Raw genomic sequence first — 22,443 nt, 5'->3', positions numbered from 1 at the left:
GAGAACGGTCAAACCAGCACGGCGCCGCCAGCCTGAATCACGCCCTGCGTTTCCGCTTCACCCAGCAGCATCTCGTTATGCGCCTTGCCTGACGGGATCATGGGGAAGCAGTTCTCGTGCTTTTCAACCAGACAATCGAAGATCACCGGACCGTCATAGTTGATCATCTCCATGATCGCATCGTCCAGATCGGCGGGATCGTTGCACAGGATGCCCTTGGCACCAAAGGCCTCAGCCAGCTTGACGAAATCGGGCAGGGCTTCGGACCAGGAATGCGAGTACCGCTCGCCATGCAGCAATTCCTGCCACTGACGCACCATGCCCAGGCGTTCGTTGTTCAGGATGAACTGTTTGACAGGCAGGCGGTACTGAATGGCGGTGCCCATTTCCTGCATGTTCATCAGCCACGACGCCTCACCGGCCACGTTGATGACCAGCGCGTCCGGATGTGCCATCTGCACACCGATAGAGGCCGGGAAGCCATAGCCCATAGTACCCAGACCGCCCGAAGTCATCCAGCGGTTGGGGTCTTCGAAGCCAAGATATTGCGCGGCCCACATCTGGTGCTGACCGACCTCGGTGGTGATGTAACGGTCGTGCTTTTTCGTCAGTTCTTCAAGACGTTGCAGGGCGTATTGCGGTTTGATGGACTTTTCACTGTTGGTGAAGGCCAGACAGTTGATCTTGCGCCATTCCCCAATCTGCGCCTGCCATTGCTTGATGGCCGCCGCATCGGTTTTTCGCCCGCGCGCTTTCCAGACCTTCAGGATGTCTTCCAGCACGTGGGCTACGTCACCGACAATCGGGATGTCCACGCGGATCACCTTGTTGATGGACGAGGGATCAATGTCGATATGCGCTTTCTTCGAATTCGGCGAGAATGCATCGATGCGACCGGTGATCCGGTCATCAAACCGTGCGCCGATATTGATCATCAAGTCGCAGTCATGCATCGCCAGGTTGGCCTCATACAGACCATGCATCCCCAGCATCCCCAGCCAGTTCTCACCTGATGCCGGATAGGCGCCCAGGCCCATCAGGGTTGAGGTGATCGGAAAGCCGGTACCATCCACCAGTTCACGCAGTAACTGGCTGGCCGCAGGGCCCGAATTGATGACGCCGCCGCCGGTGTAGAATACCGGCTTCTTGGCGGTTTCCATCGCGGCGACCAGTTCGGTGATCTCTTCCAGATCGCCTTTGACCACGGGCTGATAATGCGACGTCGACGGCTTTGGCGAGGTATACTCGCCATTGGCGAACTGTACGTCCTTGGGGATATCGATCAGCACCGGGCCGGGGCGGCCCGAGGTGGCGACGTGGAAGGCTTCGTGCATGGTTTCGGCCAGCGAATCCGTGTCTTTCACCAGCCAGTTATGCTTGGTGCAGGGGCGGGTGATCCCAACTGTGTCAGCCTCTTGAAACGCGTCCGAGCCGATCATGAAGGTCGGAACCTGACCCGTCAGAACAACCAGCGGGATCGAGTCCAGCAGCGCATCGGTCAGGCCGGTGACGGCGTTGGTCGCTCCGGGGCCTGATGTAACAAGTGCTACGCCGGGTTTGCCGGTCGAACGGGCATATCCTTCGGCAGCATGGATCGCGCCCTGTTCGTGACGCACCAGAATGTGGCGAATGTCATTCTGCAGAAAGATCTCATCATAGATCGGTAGGACGGCGCCACCGGGGTATCCGAATACCGTGTCCACGCCCTGATCCTTGAGGGCCTGAACCACCATCTTTGCGCCGGTCATCTCACGTGTCATCTGCTTTGCTCCGTTCGCGACATGTGTCTTGCGTTCTGCCAAAAAAAAGCCCCCGAGATTTTCGGAGGCGCATGGGTTCGATTATGGTTTTCCGTTACCGGCCCATGCGCGTTTTTCCTACGATTACGACTAGCGTTTTCATCGCCAGAGGCTCCTTCTTTGCGTGCAGGGACATTATGATCGAGGGGAAGGGGCGTCAACAGGCAAAATCGCAAATTTCCTGTCTTGGCGGCGGTATTTTGCGACATTTTATTGCGCAGATTGCCGCATGTTGGGAACTTCTGGGAAAACGCGGTTCGATTTTCTGGTTTTGAGGTTGCGTTTGGGGGTCTGAAAGCGTCAAGGCGATGTCTGAAACTGGCATGATACGCGCAGGTGACTGCGTCACGCTGACCCTGGGGGAACACACGAGGGAGGCGGAAAATGCTGCAAGATTTGTTAGATCTTGGACGTTACCCGATCGATTGCCCAGACTCGCCAGCTTATGACCGATTGATCGGGGAACTGAGGCAGGAGTTGGAACAAGATGGATGCGCGGTTCTGCCGGGGTTCGTGCATGAAAAAGGCATTGATCTTTTGGTTGAAGAGGCGAACGCAGTCGCGTCCAAGGCACACCGCTCGTTCAGCCGCACAAACGCGTATTTTACCAAGGACGACACGAGGTTTGGCATCGGTCATCCGATCCGCCGGTTCTATGAGCGCTCGAACGCTTTTGTGCCAGCGGACAGTTTCCCCAAGTCCGGCCCCTTGCGGCGAATTTACGAGTTCGAAGATTTTCTGCCTTTTATTCGGGATGCTCTGGATGAGCCTGCGGGCCGTTTTTACCGTTACGATGATCCGCTGGCAGATGTGATCGTCAACGTGGTGGAAGAAGGGCAGGGCTTTCCCTGGCATTTCGACACCAACAACTACACGGTAACACTGGCTATTCAGAATGGTGAGGAAGGTGGCGCGTTCGAATATGTTCCCAATCTTCGCACCGCAGAGGATGAGAATTTTGCTCAAGTCGCCTCTGTCTTGGACGGGAACATGACACGCGTTCACCAGTTGAAGCTTCAACCCGGAGATTTGCAGATCTTCAAGGGGCGGTATTCACTCCATCGGGTCGCGCCGGTAACGGGGCCGCGCCGACGCTATGTCGGGATATTCTCGTTTGTCGAGGCCGAGGGCATGTGTGGCGGAGTCGAGCGAACGCAGCAACTGTATGGGCGGGTGCTGCCGCACCATCATGAACGTGCAGGTCTGCGCAATGACCAATTGCTGGACTAAGAGACTATCGCGGGTAATCTGAAGCTGTTTCCAGTTCGGAGCTTCAGATGCCTGAGATCTTGCAACTCACCCCTTTCGTGCTGTGTTCATCCTTGCAGAACCAGATCGATTTCTACTGTAACCGCTTGGGATTCACCTGTGGATTCAGGCAGGACAATTACGCGTTTTTGTCGCTTGGGCCGGTGGCCATACGCTTGTTGGAATGCCCGCCGCGAGAGGATGGAAGGGCGTTGGGCGATGACCAGTCGTTTTACATTGATGTAGACGAAATAGACGGCCTTTTTGAAAGCCTGCGGGCCGGGCTGGCCGATTTGCCCGAGGGGCGCGTAAGGCCCCCGTTTGACCAACCTTATTTGCAGCGTGAGTTTCACGTTCTGGATGAAGACGGAACACTTGTGTTCTTTGGTCAGGGTATCAGACCCCGGGCGTGAACACTCCCGCCCATTGTCGCCATGCCTGTGGCGCGTCTCATTTGGTTGGGCCAGGCAGCGCCGCGCGCTGCGTGTGCGCGCAGATCAGAAGCCGACGCCGGTGCCTTGCAGAACGCCGTGTTCGAGCGCATAGCGCGTCAGACCGGCTGTCGAGGAAATGCCCAGTTTGCGCTTGATATTCTTGCGGTGGGTTTCGACCGTACGCACCGAAATCTCAAGCGCCTGAGCGACCTCTTTGTTGGACTTGCCCTGTGCAAGTTCAAGCAGGATCGTCTGTTCGCGCCCGGTGAGTGCTTCGCGCGCGCTATCCCCTTTGGGTTTAAGCGATCCGCTGGCACCAGTGCACAGATATTGCTCACCCCGCATGACGGCGTCGATGGCCTGTTTAATCTCGTCCGTAGGCACATCCTTGAGAACATAGCCTTTTGCGCCGTGGCTGAGAGCAGTAGAAATATATTCGGGACTGTCATGCATCGACAGGATCAGAATGCATGTTGCGGGAAGGCGTTCCAGAATAATCTCCGTGGCGCTGAGACCCCCAAGGCCGGGCATGTTCAGATCCATCAGGATCACGTCGGGGGCCAGATTGACGGCCTGGTCCACCGCAGCCTGACCACTGCCGAGGGTTCCGACCACGTTAATGTCGTCATAACTTTCAAGGATCGACTGAATGCCCTCGGCCACCATCGGGTGGTCGTCAACGATAAGAACTCGGGTTCTGTCGGCGCTCATGTGCCGGCCTTTCGGTTCGGAGTTGCATCTTCCTGCGGCGGCAGAAGGTGGCTCAGCGGCAGGCTGGCCTCGATAACCGTACCGCCACGCGGTCCGCGTGATGACAGAATCCGTAGGGACCCGTCAAGCTGTTCGATACGTTCCTGCATATTGCGCAGACCGATGCCCGTGGTGGTGGTGCCGGACTCGGTGCGCAACCCACGGCCATTGTCGGTGATCCGCATGGTCGCACCTTTCTTATGCCCGCGCAGGTCTATGATAACATGCGTGGCCCCTGAATGGCGTTCGATATTGGTTAGGGCTTCTTGTGCAATTCGGTAAAGGGCGATCTTGCTGTCTTGATCCAACCTGTTGCGGAACACCACGGTCGAGAATTCTGTCTCGATCCCGGTGCGGTCGCGGAAATCGTCGGTCAGAGCCTTCAGGGCGGGACCAAGACCCAGATCGTCCAGAACGCCGGGGCGCAAGTCGCGGCTGATGCGGCGAACCTCGGTAATGGCGGTGCCAAGGTGATCGATGCCTTTGTCCAGCGGATCGCGCGCGCCTGCACCATCGCCGCGCGACACGCGGCGGCGCGCATTGTCCAACGCATAGCGTACCCCGACCAGGATCTGGCTGATCCCGTCATGCAATTCGCGTGCAACCCGGCCGCGCTCTTCTTCCTGCGCATCAAACACCCGCTGGGTCAGTTCCTTCAGCTTGGCATCGGCCAGCCTGCGTTCGCGAATATTCAGCAACATGCCCGAGGCAAAAACAATGAGTACAGCGGCGACAACGATAGCGCCGATATACATGAAGGTTCGTCGCACACGGGCTTCGACCTCAGCCCGCGCGTTAGCAACCGTTGCGACAATATCGTCGATGAAGACACCGGTGCCCACGACCCAGCGCCAGTCTTGCAGCCCGACGACATAGGCAATCATCTGCGCCTCTTCCCCTGTCGAAGGTTTTTGCCACATGAAACTGTGCCAACCCGCCCCCTGACGGGCGAGGCGGATAAATTCGTCAACGATGGGCGTGCCTTCGCTGTCGGTCAGACCCTCCCAATTCTGGTTGATGAACTGCGTCTGGCGTGGGCTGACCAAGTTGGTGCCGTCATAGTCGTAGACAAAGAAGAACCCGTCCTGACCATAGATCATTGCCGAAAGAATCTGGGTGACGAGGTTTTTGGCCACTTCATCATTTGGCTCAGCCCGGCCGTAGATATACGCAAACCCGTTGCGCGCCTGCGTGACGTAGTTTCGCAATTCTTCCTTCTTGGCCTCGATCAAGCTGCGTTCCAGAGCCTCGATTTCACTTTCGGCGGTTTCACGCGCCTCGTAAGCCACCACTACAGCGATTGCAGCCACGGTGAAGACAAGCGGGATTGCGGCCACCAGTGACAGTTTCTGTGCATAGGTCAGCGAGACCAGATGACGGAGTCTTTGCATAATCGAATCGATACGCAAGCAGCGGCGAAAATGCAAAAGGAATGGCCCGGATCAGGAAAATACGCTGATTGCAGTGGCGTTCGACAGTATGTTGCCCAATTTTCTGCGGCTATCCGTAAAAGAATGCGCTTCTCTACGTAGTAGTAGGTATTTCCTTTCACATCTCTGTCATTACGCTGGCGCGCACTGAATGCGACAGGTCCGGCTGTGCCGGATTGTGACTATGAAGGGGAGGAATACTCATATGGATCGTCGTTCATTTCTGAAAAAATCCGCGTTGGGCGGCTCGGCAGCGGCAGCAACCGCTCTGGCGGCACCGGCTTATGCGCAGGGCCAGCGTACCCTGACAATGGTGACCTCGTGGGGTCGTGGTCTGGCGGGCGTGTTTGACAGCGCGCAGCGTTGTGCCGACAGCATTAATGCCATGTCGGATGGCAGCCTGAATGTTGAGATCAAGGCGGCGGGCGAGCTGGTAGGTGCGTTCGAAGTGTTTGACGCGGTTTCGTCGGGTCAAGCCGACATGTACCACGCGGCAGACTACTACTTTGTGGGCCAGCACCCGGGTTATGCCTTCTTTACGGCGGTACCCTTTGGCATGACCGCTCAGGAAATGGTGAACTGGTACTACCAGGATGGCGGCATGGAGCTGCATGACGAGCTGGGCGAAATCTTTGGCCTGAAGTCCTTCCTGGCCGGTAACACCGGCGCGCAGGCGGGCGGCTGGTACTCGAAAGAGATCAACAGCCCCGAAGACTTCAACGGTCTGAAGTTCCGTATGCCGGGTCTGGGCGGTAAAGCTCTGGGTAAACTGGGCGCATCGGTTCAGAACATTCCGGGCTCAGAGGTGTATCAGGCACTGTCGTCGGGCGCGATTGACGGAACTGAGTGGATCGGTCCCTGGGCGGACGAAAAGGCCGGTTTCCAGGAAATCACCAAGGTTTACTACACCGCTGGTTTCCACGAGCCGAACGCGGGCTTGTCGCTGGCCACCAACCGCGAAGTCTTCGAAAGCCTGACACCGGCGCAGCAGAAGATCATCGAGATCGCCGCTGCCGAAGCGCACCAGTGGAATCTGGCGCAGTTCCTGGCCAACAACGGTGCCGCTCTGCAGCGTCTGCAGTCAGGCGGCGTCAAAGTCATGGAATTCCCGGACAGCGTTTGGGATGCCTTTGGAACGGCCAGCCAGGAAGTGCTGGACGAAAACATGGGCGACGAGCTGTTCAAAAAGATCCACGACAGCGCAATGGCGTCGTCGGCGTCGTCGTCGGGTTGGCAGGGACTGTCGTCGGGTGTCTATACCGCGCAGCGTAACCGCGTTCGCGGCTAAGACTTTCTGATCCAAGGAAAACCGGTTCCCCCGCGCGGCGGGGGAACCTTTCCCGTTGCACTAAGGGGTATGGGCAAGCAAAACTAATCCCACGTGCAACTGAGACGACCTGGGGACAATATGCAGGACGAAAACGGTATCTCGTTCTTCGGCGCCCTGTGGAATGGACTGGTTTGGTTCATTCAGAACATTGCCGAAGCCTTCTATAATTTCGGATACGCCATCACGCATCCGCAACTCTGGCTGGACTGGTCCGACAAGGCGTCGATCATGCGCTTTGTCTATTACGGTGGTTCGGTCGAGTTCTTCTTTGTGGTGTTCACCTTCTTTCTGGTTCTGACAGCCATCGGGCTGTATTACCGGAATTTCATGTGGGCCATCGTGCGGGGTCTGGAAGGGTTCGCGAACACCACCGGGCGCTTCTTTGCCTGGGCGGGGTTGCTGATGGTGATCCAGCAGATCGTGATCGTATTCATGCAGCGAGTGTTTACGCGCCCTGACATGTCCTTCGGTCTGGGTATTCCGTTCCAGATGGATATCAGCTGGTTTGCGGAAGAACTGAAACTTTACAACGCGATGGTCGTCTGCCTGTGCTGTACCTACACGTTTGTGCAGGGCGGCCATGTGCGCGTTGACCTCATCTACGCCGGCATCAGCCACCGCGCCAAGCGCGTGGTGGATATGTGCGGCGCGGTGCTGTTCATGATGCCCATGGCCGTGCTGACCTGGATGTATGGCTGGTACTTCATGTGGCGGCACCTGATCGTGCCAAAACCGTCGGCCAGTGACTCGCTGGATCGTTTGGTGGCCAAGTCCCGCGCGTTGCGCTGGAACGTGGAAACCATCGGGTTCAGCCCCAATGGCTTTAACGCCTACTTCCTGTTCAAGATCCTTCTGGTGGCCTTTGCGGCCATGGTGTTCCTGCACGCCATTGCCTTCCTGTACCGGTCGTATCTGGAATATGTGGAAGGGCCGGAAAGCACTGGAAAATACCTCGACAAGGACAGCCTTGGTGAGGGTGAAGAAGCCTACGAAGGCGCGCATTAGGGACGGAGAACCAGACAATGCTATTCGGACTTGATGGCGTCGAGATAGGCCTCATTATCGTGTTTTTCTGCCTTTTCGGAGGCATTCTTTCCGGATTCCCGGTGGCCTTTGCCATCGGCGGGGCCGGGGTCATTTCCTTCGGGATCATCGCAGCGCTCGACAGTGCCGGGCTGTTGATCCATCAGGCAATCGACACCGGGTCGCAAGCCTATAGGGATCTGGTGAATTCCGGGGTCAAAGCGGATGCCGTATCCGTGTTCCGATACCCGGACTTGCCAAGGATTGCCGAGCCGGTGTTTGTCTCGGGCTGGGAAACAGCACTGGACCGCAACGTTTCGTTCATCGTGAACCGCATGAACGAGCGCGTACTGGCGGGGCAGTCTATCGAGACCCTGTTGGCCGTGTTGATGTTCGTGCTGATGGGTATCACGTTGGAACGCTCGAAGATTGCCAACGATCTGCTGACAACAATGGCGCGCGTGTTTGGCCCGCTGCCGGGTGGTCTGGCTGTGTCGATCGTGGTTGTGGGGGCGTTTCTTGCGGCTTCAACCGGTATCGTTGGTGCGACCGTTGTGACCATGGGCCTGTTGGCTCTGCCAACCATGTTGCGGAACAATTATTCGCCAGAACTCGCAACTGGCGTGATCGCGGCTTCGGGCACGCTGGGACAGATCATTCCACCGTCGATCGTGATCGTTCTGCTGGGTACACTGGCGGGCGATCTTTACTCGACAGCGCAGGAGACGCGGGCTGTTGAGGCAGGGTGTACCGACGCGCTGACCTATCTGGGGGAGCCTGCGGTTGTGTCGGTCGGGACGTTGTTCCAGGCGGCGCTTTTGCCGGGGATCCTATTGGCGCTGCTCTATGCTCTTTATGCGTTTGGATATGCGCTCCTGAATCCGGACAAGGCGCCTGCCGTTGCAATGTCGGGTGGGTCTGGTGAGCCAATCACCCGGTCTGAGGGTCTGACCTGGCTGCTGGGCGCACCGGTTGCGTTGATTGTCGGAGCCGTTCTGCTGGGAAATGTCGGTGTTATCGGCAGCCAGAACATCTCGGTCTCGGCCTTCTCGGATATCGGGCAGGGGGCGTCCTTGCGCACCAACGTGTCGGAAGAATGCAAGGTAGCAATGATCGATCTGCACGGTCAGTCCGCATGGGATCAGGCCGTGGCCGAGCAGGAAGCCATTGACGCGGCAGGTGGAGCAGCTGAATCGCAGCGCTTGACCGAGGAAGAACTGGCAGCAGCCCAGCAGGAAAGGATCGCAGAAGCAGCACCGATTGGAACAGGTGTGGCCGTTGTCGTCCTACTGTTGGGTCTGACCCTGGTTCTGGGCCGTGGGATCGCACCGTCGCGCGCGCCGCAGCCGTTGATCCTGGGTGCGATTGGTTTGCTGCTGATGTTGCTGGTCGATATCCTGATGATCTCGCCCACCACATCTTCTGGTGCGACATTCGTGTTGCTCGCCTTGCCGTTCGCGCTGGCCATTTATGGCTGTAAGGAAGCTGCGGCACGCTGTGCGACCAATGATCTGATCCGAGTGGTTTTTCCGCCGCTGGTTCTGATCATCGCGGTGCTGGGGTCGATCCTGGGCGGCGTGACCAACCCGACACCGGCTGCTGCGTTGGGTGCGGGTGGTGCGATCATGCTGGCGGCGTATCGCAAGCTGCAGGATCAGGGCCGGTCTGGCAAAGTGATCATTTGGTCGACCTTTGCCGTGATGATTGCATTGCTGATGGGGGTCAACTTCGATCTGCGCATCAGTCAGGGCAATGTGCCGTTTGAAACCTGGATCGCCTTCATCATCGCATATGCGTCATACCTGTATGCCCTGTTCGGGCTGCTGTTCGGGTGTTGGGTGCTCTATTCCAGCGGAGTTCTGACTCCGGTGGTGCGAGAGACGGCCAAGGTGACCTCGATGGTGTTCACCATCCTGATCGGGTCGCAGTTGCTGAACCTGGTGGTGATTTCCTTCGGAGGGGAGCACTATATCCAGCAGTTCCTGAAAAGCTTTGACAATGAGTTCACGGTCTTCCTGATCGTGATGCTGGTGCTGTTCATTCTGGGCTTTGTGCTGGATTTCCTCGAGATCATATACATCGTGATTCCCATTGTGGGCCCGGTGATCTATGGCGGTTCTTTTGATCCCAAATGGGTGACGATCATGGTGGCGGTGAATCTGCAGACGTCGTTCCTGACACCGCCCTTCGGGTTTGCGCTGTTCTATCTGAGGGGGGTGGCGCCAAAAGAGGTCACGACCGGGCATATCTATCGAGGAATCATACCGTTTGTGTTGATCCAGGTGGTCGGTATTGCGATCTTGTGGTTCTTCCCCTCGATCGTCACCATAGTGCCGGATCTGATCCCGAATTGATCCCGGTTAACAAAATGCAAAGGGGGCCCGGTGGCCCCCTTTTCTTTTTTTGTGTTGGGAAAGGGGCCAGCCCCTTCTTGGCCCGTGGCCAATTCATCCCCGGGATATTTCTGGCCAGATGAAGCGGCGGATCAGGTGAATTGGATCAGGTCCCACCGATTGCCGAAGGGGTCGCGCCAGACTGCGACGTTGCCATAGGGCTCAGAGCGGGGGTCTTCTTCGAATGTGACACCCTGCGCCAGCATGTCGACATGGTCGCGGTGGAAATCATCGGTTTGTAGGAAGAATCCGACGCGGCCACCGGTCTGGTTGCCAATGGCGGCCTCTTGCTCGGGGCCGACGGCCTTGGCAAGAAGAATGGCGCTGCCCTTCGATCCGGGTGGGGCGACCAGCACCTAGCGTTTGCCGGCGCCCAGGTCGATGTCTTGCAGGAGCTGGAACTTGAGTGTTTCGGTGTAAAATGTGATCGCGGCGTCGTAATCGGGCACTACAAGGGCAACCGCGTGCAGGTTCTGCTTCATGGCATTGTCAGCCTTTGGTCGGATGTCGGTCGGGCAGCTGGATATTGGCCACTTGTTCTGCAATGGGCGCTGCGGACAACGGGTGATGCGCAGCGTCGGAAAAAGCATTGGGATTGTTGATCTTCTGCCATTGACCTTGAATATAGGCTTCAAGCCCAGAGAACTTAGCTTTGTAGCCCATTTTGGGGCTGCCAGGGACCCAGTAGCCCAGATAGATATAGGGCAGACCGGCCTCGCGTGCGATGTCAATATGATCCAGGATCATATAGGTGCCCAGCGAGTTCTGGGGCTGGTTCGGGTCATAGAAGGAATAAACCATGCTCAGTCCGTCATCGAGCACATCGGTTAGGCTGACAGCGATCAGGTCGCCTGTTTCCGGGTCTGCATATTCCACCACGCGGCTGCGGATCGGGGTTTCTTCGACCATGGCGGCAAATTCGAACACGTCCATGTCCGCCATACCCCCGTCGGCGTGCCGGGTATCGAGATAACGGCGGAACAGCTCGTATTGATCGTCCGTGGCCCAGGGCGATGTTGCGCGGCGTAGCAGATACCCGTTGCGCCTGGCCGCGCGCTTCTGGCTTTTGGTGGCGCGGAAGGCCGAGACATCAATTCGGGCGGACAGACAGGCGGCGCAGTCCGTGCAGGAGGGTCGGTAGAGCACATTCTGAGATCGACGAAACCCCTGTTGAGACAGTGAATTGTTCAGCTGTTCCGCGCCTTCGCCTTGAAGGGCTGTGAACAGTTTACGCTCCATCCTGCCGTCGAGATAAGGGCAGGGTTGCGGGGCGGTTACATAAAACTGTGGCGCTATTGGCAGCGTGTGTCGCATGAAGTTCCCATTTAGCCTCGGGACGGATGATAACAATCGTTCCCGAGACCGCCAAGTGATTCACGCAGCTGGTTTTCACGCCCTTTGGTTGATCATGACCGTGCCCAGGAAACTGTCGGTCAGCCCCTGACCGCGGGCGCTGGTCAACATCATGATGACCGAAATGATCTGGATTACAGCAACGGCCATGCTGACGAAGTAGCCGGCAGTGTGCGCGATGGCCTTGCCCATATCCATACGCTCGCCAAATGCATCACGAAGCTCGATCCCCATGAACCGCATTCCAAGCGTGGCGGAGCCGTTGGCGATGGTCACGACGCGGTAGACGAAGCTGACAACCGCGTAGATCAGAGCCAGAAAGAACAGGCCCAAACCTGCGGTGAGAAGGATTGCGACCGTACAGAGCAGCGAGATGAACGCGACATCGAACAGCCACGCGACAAATCGCTTGGTCGCGACCGAGCTGTAGAATTCGGGTTGGGTCTCCGGGTCAGGCAGGTGGTTCATTCTTCATGTCCGAAATAGGGGTTGAGGCACCCTGACCCGAAATACCGGGTCAGGGCAAGGCTCATCAAGCAGGCGCGCCGTTGCCGTCGTCTTCGTGGTTTTCGCGTGCGCGATCGTCCATGAACTGGTCGAACTCGGCCTTATCCTTGGCTTCGCGCAGGCGGCGCAGGAAAGCCTCGAAATCCTGTTGTTCGCGTTCCAGACGGGCCAGGGTATCGGTCTTGTAGGCGTCAAACGCGCTGTTTCCCGAAGGCTTCATTGCGCTCATGTGGCTGTGCCAGGATTTGCGGCGGCTGCAGGATTTGCTGAACATGCGTTTGCTCCAGATCATGTAGGCCAGAAGGGCAAGGCCAACGGGCCAGAAGAATATGAAACCAAGGACCATGGCGGCGATCCAGGCCCCTTTGCCTTTGTCGTCCAGCCAGGCTTCAATTCGATAAAGCCATCCCGGATTTGCGGGGACGGCGGGGTCGGAAAGTGCAGTCATGAAAGCTCTCCTGGGTTGATGTAAACTGTTTTCACATTGTCTAGATGGGGGCGCTTTCGGGTGTTGCAAGGGGTAATGTGAAAAAGATTTACATCCCGCCATTCGGTTGACGCAGAGCATCTCGGATCGCAGGGCGCGGATGTATGTAGCGCGCCGCGGTTTCTTGCAAATTTTGACACGGAAGTTTGCAGCAACTCTAAACTCGGGCTGAAGTGAGCCCTTTGCAGTCATTGACCGCTCACCAACTCCTTGCACGTGCAGCATTTCGTAATCAGCGCTAAGCAACTGTACAAATGACCGCCGCCGGAAGACAGCGAAGCAGGCAAAGCAGGCGATGAACCGCCCTATTTTCAGCTAGCGCGAGTGGCGATTGTCTTTAGCTCCTGCCATGCTCGCTTTTTTTTCGTCGAATTCAGAGCTTTTCCGAAGTGGGTGGAAGTTCAAGGCAATCCCAATCGGGTTTCCTTTGTGACCAAACTATAATGCTAGGCCAAGAACAGTGTGTTAGTTCATCTTACCCAATGACTAAGTGGCACGTCGAACTCTTTGAACTTCGAAAGCCTAGCATGAGCCAATGCAATGCCCACTGATGTCAGCACTGCGTCACGTGCACCACTGCTATCATATTTTTTAACCACACGCTGCGTCCCTTCAAAGTGAGGTAGCGCAACGCTATAAAACTCAGCTTCAGTCATCGGGAAATCTTTCACTAATTTGGCATACCTCGCCCCCGGGCGCTCGGGTAATCCGGCGTTCTTGTATGCATTGTCGATCATATCCGCATCACCTGTTACGAGTAATAGCAAGTCATCCGAAAATACTGATTGTTTAAGCCAATCTGATCTCCAAAGGGGAGATTCCGAAGGGAAAACTGTCTCTAGTTGTTCCACAGTAACACCCCTTGTAAGCGCGCCTGGGTACCTCTGAACAAGAATTTGAAATCCGCTTTGGAACGTTGCCAACCCTCCAACGGTAGTTTTCAAGCATCCATGAGACTCTAGATAACTAATGGCCAAGTCACCTTCAGCAGGGTTGGCCGCAAGTGGACCAAACAACCATTCCAGCCGCTTTGCAAGTTTCTCGACACCAGAAATATTGGCTAACTGCATGTTTTTAAATACAAATACTAAAGCCAAAAGATCGAAATCCTCGTTGGTCAAAGAACCAGCTTTGTAAATTGCGTCATTCAAAGTGAGGGATAGGCGGTCTCTTTTCGGGCATTGTGATTTTTGACTAACAAGATCAATGAGAACTTCTTCAAGCGATTCATCCCCGCTACGAGCAATTGCCTTTTGCGCATCCAGTAGCGCACCTTGGAAATCTGGATCCGCAAAGGCTTCGGGTTTTCCCTTACCAAGTTCGGAAAATTCTCTAATCAGACCGTCGCGGAAGCCTTCAAGCCTCTGTTCCATTACGTCTTTTGATTGTTCCGAATAAACTTGTACAAGCCTCTGAACTGAATCAATGATCTCAATCATTTGCGTTGGCGATATCCCTGCGTTGTAGCTCACATCACCAGCAGCCTGAACGGCGACAGAGTTGTCTGAAACGCTCTGACCCTGCTTACTTGTCATCATTAACCTTGGTATCTCGGCCCGATTGTATCGATACAGAGCCAGAAGAGGTTTTCTGAATTTGAGAAGTTCGACTCCGGTAACTCCGAAGGCCAAGTATCCCAAAGATTACAGCCACCAGTAGTCCAACTGCCCACAAAATTATCGCTTGTACTGTCATCTAAATCCTCCGACGGGTTTTGTAGGGCGAGATTAAGCACGACTAGCAATTTGTCGATACCCGCAATCGGGCTTTCCAGTAATTCAGCCTTAGTATTTTCTTTTTGCATCAAGAGCTACACGGTAAATGGGGTGCATTCTTACCCCAGAATATTGAGTAGACCGCGTGGGAAGATTGACTGGAAGCTAGCTCTCGAACGTTACGTATTGATCACCTGACATCCAGTTCTACAGTCAGGGCTTTGTGCAGACCCCATTTTGCACAAAACGGGAGTTGGGACGTTCGGTTTCTTGATCGCAGCGAAGGTCCGCTTGGTGGCCAGAATGGGGTAACATAGTCATCGGATCTGAGGTCGGTGGCGCTTTTAGCGAACGAGATGATCCGCGCCTTGCTGTCTGTTTCATTCCAGGAGGCTTTGACGGTGTAGACGCCTCCGGGCCTGACATTCATCGTAACACGATAAGTGATTCCCAATCGGCTCATTGACTGCGGTCAGGTGCAAGAATCATAACGAAGGACAGAGCGGGATTCTCCGCTCGACGAATTTAAAGGCAGACTGCAATTGCGCCGGTTGTTTGTCTGAACCACTGCACCGCGAGGTGATCGAAACGATCTGTTTTGGCCGCGCCCATTGGTGAGCTTATCCGCATATCACCTTGAATTCGTTTATCGGCTGCCACCAGCCATGGCCGCAGGCGCGGCAAAAGCATCGAAGAGTGGCGGTTTCGCACAGGCACGAATCCGAAATGACCGGTTGCCGGGCGCCATCTTCGGGCACCAGCTTTCGTGACAAATGCCCGTTATTGGTGTATGGTCGAGCGTTATTAAGATGTCGGCAACAGATCGAAATCTCGATCCATATGTGACGGCATTTGACGGGATTTTTTCGTGGAGAATGAATTTAGATACGCACCTGCAGCGGTGACGGTTGATGGGCTATTTGCAGTCCCGGTCAAAATTGAATCGGTCACAGCAACCTACGCGATTGATGCTGCTGCAAAGACCGCCTCCGCAACAGCAGAGATGGCGTTCACCTTGGGGTTGCATGATGGCTTTCCGGTCTTTGATCTCAGGCAGACGATTGCGTCCGCAACGCTCGACGGCGTAACAATTAGCCCTTCGGATATGGCGCATCACGACTTCGGCGGTGGCGTCAACGCCGAGATGCGCATTCTCGAACATTGGCTGATCGCAGGCACATCTCACGTGCTGAGCCTGGACTATGCGTTGCAGCAGCCGGCGTCACCCAACTCCCGGGGCCTTGTCTGGGAGACCGGATCGTCGCGCCTGTCATTCGATTTCTTCCTCAGTGATCTGAACCCGGCACGGTATCTGGAAAGCTGGCTGCCTTCGTCCATGCTGTGGGGGACGTTTCCCGTCACGCTGGACATCTCGATGTCGGGCGCGCCCGCGCATGTGCTGATGTCGAACGGTGCCGTTTCCGTGTTGGGGACAAATCACTGGTCGATCGAGTTTCCAGCCGATTTCGCACCCTGTTCGCATTTTTTGGTGATCGAGGCTGCGGACAGGATCACGACGCAAACGCAGAACACCATCCTGCCTGGGGGACAGGCGGTTTCGATCGAAGTGGCAAGACGCACCAGCGATAGCGTCGATCTGGCATCCGGCGCCGCAAGCATCGCCGCGGATCTTGCAACCAATACCTCGCAAATCGGCCCCTACCGTCACGGCGGGCGTTACGTCGCCCTTCTGACGGATCCCGGCTATCACAACATGGAATATGACGGGGCCACCACGACCAGCACCGGGGCGCTCTCGCACGAAGTTTTCCACAGCTGGTGGGCCCGCGGTCTGGTCCCGGCGCAGGGTCAGGACGGGTGGCTGGACGAGGCATGGACGAGTTACAACACTGGGGCGGGCGGGCCATCCGCGACTCCGCTGGATTTGGCGGACCCGCCGGTCACGCTGTGGCCGGGGAATCCCTGGGCGCGGACCACGCCGGGGGCGTCCTACGGGCATGGCGCCAGCGTCTTTTCGGGTATCGCCGCTGACATCGGGATCAATGCGCTGCAAAGTCATATGTCCGCGATCTATCAATCCGCGCAGCGACGCCACTACAACACCCCGGGGATCGAAGCTGAACTGATCCGCAGATCCGGGCATATGCCCATCGCGGACTACTTTGAGCGTTTTGTCTATGGCGGCGATACCGCCCAGCCCGGTGCAGCCAATCTGCATCTGCGCGATGCGTCTGATGATACCGGTACCGAGCCTTATTCGGGGACCTTCTGGCTGTCGCCTGACGTGTGGGTGCGACAGGCCGAAGATGGCGGCACCAGCCCGCAAAGCCCGGAATTCGGTCAGGACAACTGGCTTTATGCCCGGGTAAGAAATCGCGGTTCCGCAACCGCCCGGTCCTTCGTCGTGGGCTTCAAGCTGCAGGTCTGGGCGGGAACCGAGTTCGTCTATCCGGGCGACTGGTTTCCACTGACCGGTGTGGCCGTCGGGTTCGATCTGGCGCCGGGGGCGTCACAGATCGTGCACACCCGCTGGCCTGCGGGCGACATTCCGGCCGAAGGCACTCATGGCTGTCTGCTGGCCATGGCATGGTGTCTGGACGATCGGCCGGTTCTCGGACGGCATGTCTGGGAAGAGGACACGCTGGCGCAGCGCAACATGACGGTTGTCGATCTGGCCCCCAATGAATGGGAACACTATGCCCTGCGCATCGGCAGCCGCTACCGGAAATTTGCGGAATTTCACCGGCTGGAACTGCTGCGTTCACGCACCGCGCGCGCCGTCGAGGTGCAGCTCACCCATCGCGATCCCGCGCGGGTCGAGGCCCTGTTTCGCAGCGCCGAACGGCTGAAGACCGCCGATGCGCCGCACGCCGCAAAAGCGAAGAGTGCCATCCTGGATCCCGGACCAATTCTGTTGGTCGGCGGATCTGCAACCCTGCGCCCGGCACCGGGATCAAGCCTTGCCTTCGTGAAGAGATCGCAGCTTTGGCCTGTGGGCGGCGCGCAGGGCGCGCGCCTGGTGAAAACCCGCGAGGGCGGGCTGGCCATCGCGTTCGATCCCGGGCCAAGGGCTGGCCTACTCATCGGGCTGTTGCCGGGGCAGGAGCATCACTTCCAGCTCTGTCTGCGCGCGCCAAAGACCCCGCCGAAAGGCGGTCGTATCGACCTCGTCCAAAGCGATCGCGAAGGCCGGGCAGTGGGTGGCGTGTCCTACGGCCTGGGAAACCCTGAAGAAATGGAGCCGCGGCAATGACACCTCCCGTTCTATATTTCGACCTGGGCAACACCCTGGTTCACGGGCCATCCGACAACCGGGTGCCGCTGCCTGACGCGGTCGCCACGATCGAGACGCTCTGGCAACGCGGCTACCGGATCGGGATTCTGTCCAACCAGCCGGTCGGGATGACGAATGCGCTGATGATCGACAAGCTCAATGACTACGGGCTGGACGCCGCAAAATTCGACGCGATCACGTTTTCCTCGGAATTTGATCCGCCCAAGAGCAAGCCGGACCCGGAAATCTTTGACCACGCGCTGAGCAAGGTTGGGTACACGGCGGGCAGCATACGCACGGTTTTCATCACCGAAACACTGAACCATATCGAGGCGGCGCGCAATCTTGGCTGGCGGGCGATCCACACCCCCTACAACGCCACCTGTACAACTGCCTCGGGGGAATGCGTCGAGGCACTGGACGATCTTCTCGACCTGTTTCCCCCGCTTGAGGTCGACGTCTACATGCGGGACAATTCAGGCGATGACGGAGACGAGCCGTCGAGCGGCAGTTTTTGGAATTCGCCGGACCTGTGGATTCGCAATCAGAACGATGGCGGCACCGCGCATCAGAACCCGGAAGCCGGGACCGACAACTGGTTTCATACGCGGTTGCACAATCGCGGAGAAGGCATCGCACGTCTCGTGCTGGTCACGCACGCTGTTCAGGAATGGGCCGGAACGCAATTTGTGCACCCGAACGATTTTGTCCCGCATACCGCAATGATCGGGATACTCAATCTTGTGCCGGACGAGCCGCAGATCGCGGCCGTCAAGTGGGAAGCGGACAATGTCCCGCCCGAGGGCACCCATGCCTGCTGGCTGTCCGCCGCCTATTTCACCGGAGACGCAATCGCCACAGGATCTCATGTCTGGGACTCCAACAACCTCGGGCAGAAAAATCTCTCGGTTGTCGAGATGGCGCCGGGCGAGACTGCGGAAATGGCCTTTGTGATCGGCAATCGCGCCGTGCGCACCTCCCGCCGCGTGGTTCTCGAGCTCTGGCAATCCGTCAAAGGCCCCATGCTGTCGGCCGCGATCCGCAGTCAAAGCGCCCCGGCGCTGGGCCGGGCGGTGCGGCGCAGCGGCATCTTCGCGCGTGTCGCACGATCCGCGCCGCACAGGAAAAACGTTGGCCTGCGCTTTCTGACCGAGGCACGTGTGGAACTGACCGAGCTGCTGGACGCGAGCAATGACACCGCCGTATTCGACCTCGCTCCGGGGTCCGAGATGACATTTCCGCCCGGAAAAGCCGCTGAGAAGAAGCCGCGCGTATGGCCCGATATGCGGCTGACGGCGCGCCTGCGTAAGGATACGAAAGGCAACGAAGAGGTTGTTTTTGATCGCGCCGCGTCCAGTGGCATCGCGCTTGGGCTGCGCGAGTGCGAACTGTTGCCCGCCACATTGCGGTTGACCGCCCCGAAAGATGCCAGCGAGGGCGACCGGATCCGCGTCGATCTGGTCCAGCGCGATGATGACGGCACCGTGATCGGCGGCATCTCGGTCTCGGTCGTCATCAGGGCCCGCAAATCCCGCAAATCCCCCGCGAAGAGACGCTCCAAGACTGCCCGCAAGAAGTCGTAACAAACAGACTATGGGAGACATTTGTCATGAAAGAATTTTATCGTTCCGACCTGAAAGCGCATGTCCGCACCGATGACGGCAACCATGTCCGCAAGATCCGCCATAGCCAGCAATACTGGGAAAGTCCGGTTGGAGGCGGCGGGCTGGCGACGGCGACACGCTATCTGCGGGATCTGGCAAGCGTCTACGAAATCGCGACGCCACGCCTCGACAATCTTGAAACGAAGGTCACGTATCTCGATCCGAAGAAAGCCCCGGAAGACTACCGGCTGTCCGATGAAAAGGGGCGGTTCGACGGGCGCGTCTACGGGTTCTTCCAGACTTATCTCAACGTGCCGGTCTGGCGCGCCGGACTGCGCGTCACCATCAAGCAGGGACCCAACCGCGTCATCGCCTCGGAGGACACGACAGTGCCGGGCATCGATGCCAAGCTGCCGTCGCGCAAGACCATAGACCGGTGGCGGTCGGTGTTTGTGAACGCGAATACCGTCACGACCCAGACCCATGCGCTGCGCGCGAACGCCGACCTGCGCACGACCACCTTCGGGCCTGCCGCGGGCGAGGCCGGAGAAGATGGCGAGCAGCCGGGCAGCGACCTGATCCGCAAGGCGCTTACCTTCCAGGAAAGTGGCGAGGATCAGCGGGTCTCTAGCCGTTTGATCCAGGGGCGGTTCTGGATCTACCGTTTTGATCCCGACCTGCGCCTCGATCCGCATCACCGGCACGATCCGAACCCGGTCATCCAGGAGGACGACGCGCCAGCCCGCCGCCGGAGCAAACGCAGCGGGGGTGAGGTGTTCGATCACGGAATGCCGCAGCCCTTCGATCTGCCGGCCGTTCCCGACCGGATCAAGGATGGGTCGGATTACATGGTGGCCGAGGTCAATTTCGAGCTGACGGTCGGTGCGGATAAACGGGTCTGGCGCATGCTGGTCGAGCTGGAAAGCAATGCCGTTCTATACCTGCGCTCGCTCTCGGGCTGCGTCGACGGGCTGGTGTTCGAAGACGACCCGATCACCAAGACCGGCAACACCGCGTTGAACAGCGCGTCGAACAACGCAACGCTCAATCCCCAGAGGGACGACGTGACACTGCAAAACCTCGATCCGCCCTCAGGCGGCACGCAGTCGCTGATCGGCACTTATGCGGAAGTGACGCAGGTTGCCGGCCTCGATCCCGGAGAACCCACCGAACCCACAGGCACCGATTTCGACTATGATGCCCGGACGCATGATTTCGCGTCCGTGAGTGGCTATTTCCATGTCGACCGAATCTTCCGGACGATGGAGGATTTGGGCTTTACCGTGATCGGCGATTACATGGCGAATACGAGCTTTCCGATCCCCGTCGATATCCGGTACTGGTCGAACAACACGATCAACGCGCTCTGCAACGGCAACGGGTCGGGCGGCATCGGGTCCGTGGGCTACGGCCTGATGGATACCACCGATACCACGAATCCGCTGGGCCGCGCCGCCGACCCCCGCGTGCACCTGCACGAAGTGCTGGGCCACGGCATCCTCTATGAAGGGGTCGACTTCGCCAATTTCGGCTTTTGTCACAGCGCCGGTGACGTTCTGTCGATGATCTATTTCGACCCGGACTCGAACTGCTGGGGCGTCGATGGCACCGCGGTCAGCAAGCCGGGTGATCTCCGGTTCACCTATGTGCCATGGCATCCATCCCTGAACCGCCGGGCAGACCGGGACATCGCGGATGGCTGGGCCTGGAACGGCTCGCGCGATACCGGCGGCTATCCGTCCGAAGAAATACTGTCGACGACGCTGTTCCGGTTCTATCGCGCCATTGGTGGCGATCATCCAAATCTGGGCCGCCGACAGTTTGCCTCGCGCATGTCGATGTATCTGATCATGCGCGCGATCGGGGACCTCACCTCGGGCACCAATCCCGCCTATGCGCGTGATTTCTGCGATCAACTGATGAGCACCGACGCGCTCAACTGGACCAGCGAGGGCGTCTTTGGTGGTGCCTATCACAAGGTGCTGCGCTGGTGTTTCGAACAGCAGGGCGAATATCAGACTCCGCTGGTGGTCGATGGCATCGCTCCGGACGGGACGATAACGACCGCCGGTGATCCGCCCGATACCGATGTCTATATCGATGACGGGCGCGCCGGAGGGTATGACTTTCAGCATGTCCACTGGAACACCACGACGATATGGAACCGGCGCATGGCGGACGGGATCGAGGCCCACCAGGAACCGGCCCTGAACGAAGTGAATTACGCCTATGTGAAGATCAAGAACCGGGGCACGGCGCAGGCGCAGAACGTGGTTGTCTACGGCTATCACACGAAACCCGGGGCCGGGCTCAACTGGCCCGCCGATTTCGAGGCTTTCAGCACGCCGTCAGTCAATGCCGGCACGCTGGGCGCGAACGATTCCGAAGAAAAGATCATCGGACCGTTCGATTGGACGCCGAATATCAACGCCTACGGTCATGATTGCATGCTGATAGTCGTGACCGCCGATGGCGATGCGTCGAATATCGACAATTTCACCGCCGGCGAAACCATCCCCGAATGGCGTCTTGTCCCCAACGACAACAATGTGGGTCAGCGAAACGTCAATCCGGTTCCGGGCGGAGGCGGCGAGCAGGGCCTGATGGCCGGGCTCGACAATGTGAGTTTCTGGGCGGGCAATCCCAACCCGGAACGCGGTCAGATGACCTTCGACATCCATCTGCCCAGACTTCTGCGTGATCGTGGCTGGCGGCTGGAGCTCGTCGGTGTGGGCGCGGGCTTTTCGCTGGCCTCGGGGGCCAAGCGCGAGGTGTTCATCAAACTGCATCCCGGACAGCCCTTCACGCGCGACTCGGTCGAAACGGCCTCGGACCGGGATATCCGCATTGACGTTCTGGCCAATGATGGGCTCGTCGGCGGCATGACCTATCAGCTCGACCCGGATATCAAACGGCCCTACAACGCCGACAAGCCCAAAGACAAGGATTGCCTTGACGAGGCGCAGCGCCTTGCGAAATGCCTCGGTATCGATCAGGATATCAGCAAGGTCTGCGTCAAGGAGATCGTGCTGGGTCTGAAGGTCAAGTCAGACGATTGCTGCTAGCATCTGTATTTCTCAGACGTTCAGAGTGGACCGTTTTTGCTGAGATTTGAGGGGAGGGTGTTGTCACGTT

At 57.9% G+C, this 22,443-nt stretch carries 15 protein-coding genes and 1 pseudogene; 8 read left to right on the top strand and 8 right to left on the bottom strand.

What is annotated here, in order from left to right; translation table 11 throughout:
- Nucleotides 1–8 precede the first annotated feature (8 nt).
- Nucleotides 9–1,760 carry an acetolactate synthase 3 large subunit gene (locus AC2FLD_RS09935; protein WP_496669027.1) on the bottom strand — a complete coding sequence of 584 codons (1,752 nt, stop codon included), beginning with the start codon at nt 1,758–1,760 and terminating at the stop codon, nt 9–11.
- A 423-nt stretch (nt 1,761–2,183) separates the two neighbouring features.
- On the opposite strand from AC2FLD_RS09935, the gene AC2FLD_RS09930 reads away from it, so the two are divergent.
- Nucleotides 2,184–3,029 carry a HalD/BesD family halogenase gene (locus AC2FLD_RS09930; protein WP_496669024.1) on the top strand — a complete coding sequence of 282 codons (846 nt, stop codon included), beginning with the start codon at nt 2,184–2,186 and terminating at the stop codon, nt 3,027–3,029.
- Between the two features lie 47 nt (nt 3,030–3,076).
- Nucleotides 3,077–3,460, top strand: a complete 384-nt coding sequence (locus AC2FLD_RS09925) for a bleomycin resistance protein (RefSeq protein ID WP_496669021.1) — start codon at nt 3,077–3,079, stop codon at nt 3,458–3,460.
- 84 nt (nt 3,461–3,544) lie between these two features.
- Here the strand turns inward: AC2FLD_RS09925 and AC2FLD_RS09920 are convergent, their stop codons facing one another.
- Both AC2FLD_RS09920 and AC2FLD_RS09915 read right to left on the bottom strand, forming a co-directional pair.
- The gene (locus tag AC2FLD_RS09920; RefSeq protein ID WP_050602169.1) at nt 3,545–4,192 is read right to left on the bottom strand and encodes a response regulator transcription factor; all 648 of its coding nucleotides are present in this window, start codon (nt 4,190–4,192) and stop codon (nt 3,545–3,547) included.
- Entirely contained in the window at nt 4,189–5,622 is a 1,434-nt protein-coding gene (locus tag AC2FLD_RS09915; protein ID WP_496669018.1) for a cache domain-containing protein, read from the bottom strand. The genes AC2FLD_RS09920 and AC2FLD_RS09915 overlap by 4 nt, the downstream gene beginning before the upstream one ends.
- A gap of 244 nt (nt 5,623–5,866) precedes the next feature.
- On the opposite strand from AC2FLD_RS09915, the gene AC2FLD_RS09910 reads away from it, so the two are divergent.
- From AC2FLD_RS09910 to AC2FLD_RS09900, 3 genes are all read left to right on the top strand, one after another.
- Nucleotides 5,867–6,949, top strand: coding sequence for a TRAP transporter substrate-binding protein (locus AC2FLD_RS09910; protein ID WP_496669016.1), 1,083 nt, complete (start codon nt 5,867–5,869; stop codon nt 6,947–6,949).
- Between the two features lie 120 nt (nt 6,950–7,069).
- Nucleotides 7,070–7,996, top strand: a complete 927-nt coding sequence (locus AC2FLD_RS09905; protein WP_496669014.1) for a TRAP transporter small permease subunit — start codon at nt 7,070–7,072, stop codon at nt 7,994–7,996.
- 17 nt (nt 7,997–8,013) lie between these two features.
- On the top strand, nt 8,014–10,368 hold the full coding sequence (locus AC2FLD_RS09900) for a TRAP transporter large permease (protein WP_496669011.1): 2,355 nt from the start codon (nt 8,014–8,016) through the stop codon (nt 10,366–10,368).
- Nucleotides 10,369–10,499: 131 nt separating this feature from the next.
- Here AC2FLD_RS09900 and AC2FLD_RS09895 read toward each other — a convergent pair.
- The 5 genes and pseudogenes from AC2FLD_RS09895 to AC2FLD_RS09875 all read right to left on the bottom strand — a co-directional run bounded on the left by AC2FLD_RS09895 (nt 10,500) and on the right by AC2FLD_RS09875 (nt 14,289).
- Nucleotides 10,500–10,889 (bottom strand): annotated as a pseudogene (locus AC2FLD_RS09895) (VOC family protein).
- 7 nt (nt 10,890–10,896) lie between these two features.
- Nucleotides 10,897–11,721 (bottom strand): arginyltransferase, encoded by an 825-nt coding sequence (locus tag AC2FLD_RS09890; protein ID WP_496669009.1) that lies wholly within the window; start codon nt 11,719–11,721, stop codon nt 10,897–10,899.
- Nucleotides 11,722–11,796: 75 nt separating this feature from the next.
- The gene (locus tag AC2FLD_RS09885; protein WP_496669007.1) at nt 11,797–12,228 is read right to left on the bottom strand and encodes an RDD family protein; all 432 of its coding nucleotides are present in this window, start codon (nt 12,226–12,228) and stop codon (nt 11,797–11,799) included.
- Between the two features lie 64 nt (nt 12,229–12,292).
- Nucleotides 12,293–12,715, bottom strand: a complete 423-nt coding sequence (locus AC2FLD_RS09880; protein WP_050602176.1) for a DUF2852 domain-containing protein — start codon at nt 12,713–12,715, stop codon at nt 12,293–12,295.
- Between the two features lie 509 nt (nt 12,716–13,224).
- Nucleotides 13,225–14,289: an LPO_1073/Vpar_1526 family protein gene (locus AC2FLD_RS09875; protein WP_496669005.1), complete on the bottom strand. Its 1,065-nt coding sequence runs from the start codon at nt 14,287–14,289 to the stop codon at nt 13,225–13,227.
- A gap of 1,048 nt (nt 14,290–15,337) precedes the next feature.
- On the opposite strand from AC2FLD_RS09875, the gene AC2FLD_RS09870 reads away from it, so the two are divergent.
- From AC2FLD_RS09870 to AC2FLD_RS09860, 3 genes are read left to right on the top strand one after another with little or no spacing between them, the layout of a single operon-like run.
- Entirely contained in the window at nt 15,338–17,683 is a 2,346-nt protein-coding gene (locus AC2FLD_RS09870) for a hypothetical protein (protein ID WP_496669003.1), read from the top strand.
- A complete protein-coding gene (locus AC2FLD_RS09865; RefSeq protein WP_496669001.1) occupies nt 17,680–19,287 on the top strand; it encodes an HAD family hydrolase in 1,608 nt (535 codons plus the stop codon). Before AC2FLD_RS09870 ends, AC2FLD_RS09865 begins: the two co-directional genes overlap by 4 nt.
- Before the next feature lie 26 nt (nt 19,288–19,313).
- Nucleotides 19,314–22,373, top strand: coding sequence for a hypothetical protein (locus AC2FLD_RS09860; protein WP_496668999.1), 3,060 nt, complete (start codon nt 19,314–19,316; stop codon nt 22,371–22,373).
- The last annotated feature ends 70 nt before the right edge of the window (nt 22,374–22,443 follow it).

The sequence above is a fragment of the Ruegeria sp. CDSA021 genome, from assembly GCF_059612325.1.
The sequence above is the reverse complement of the archived record's forward strand: the minus strand, read 5'-3'. Positions and strand labels throughout refer to the sequence as shown.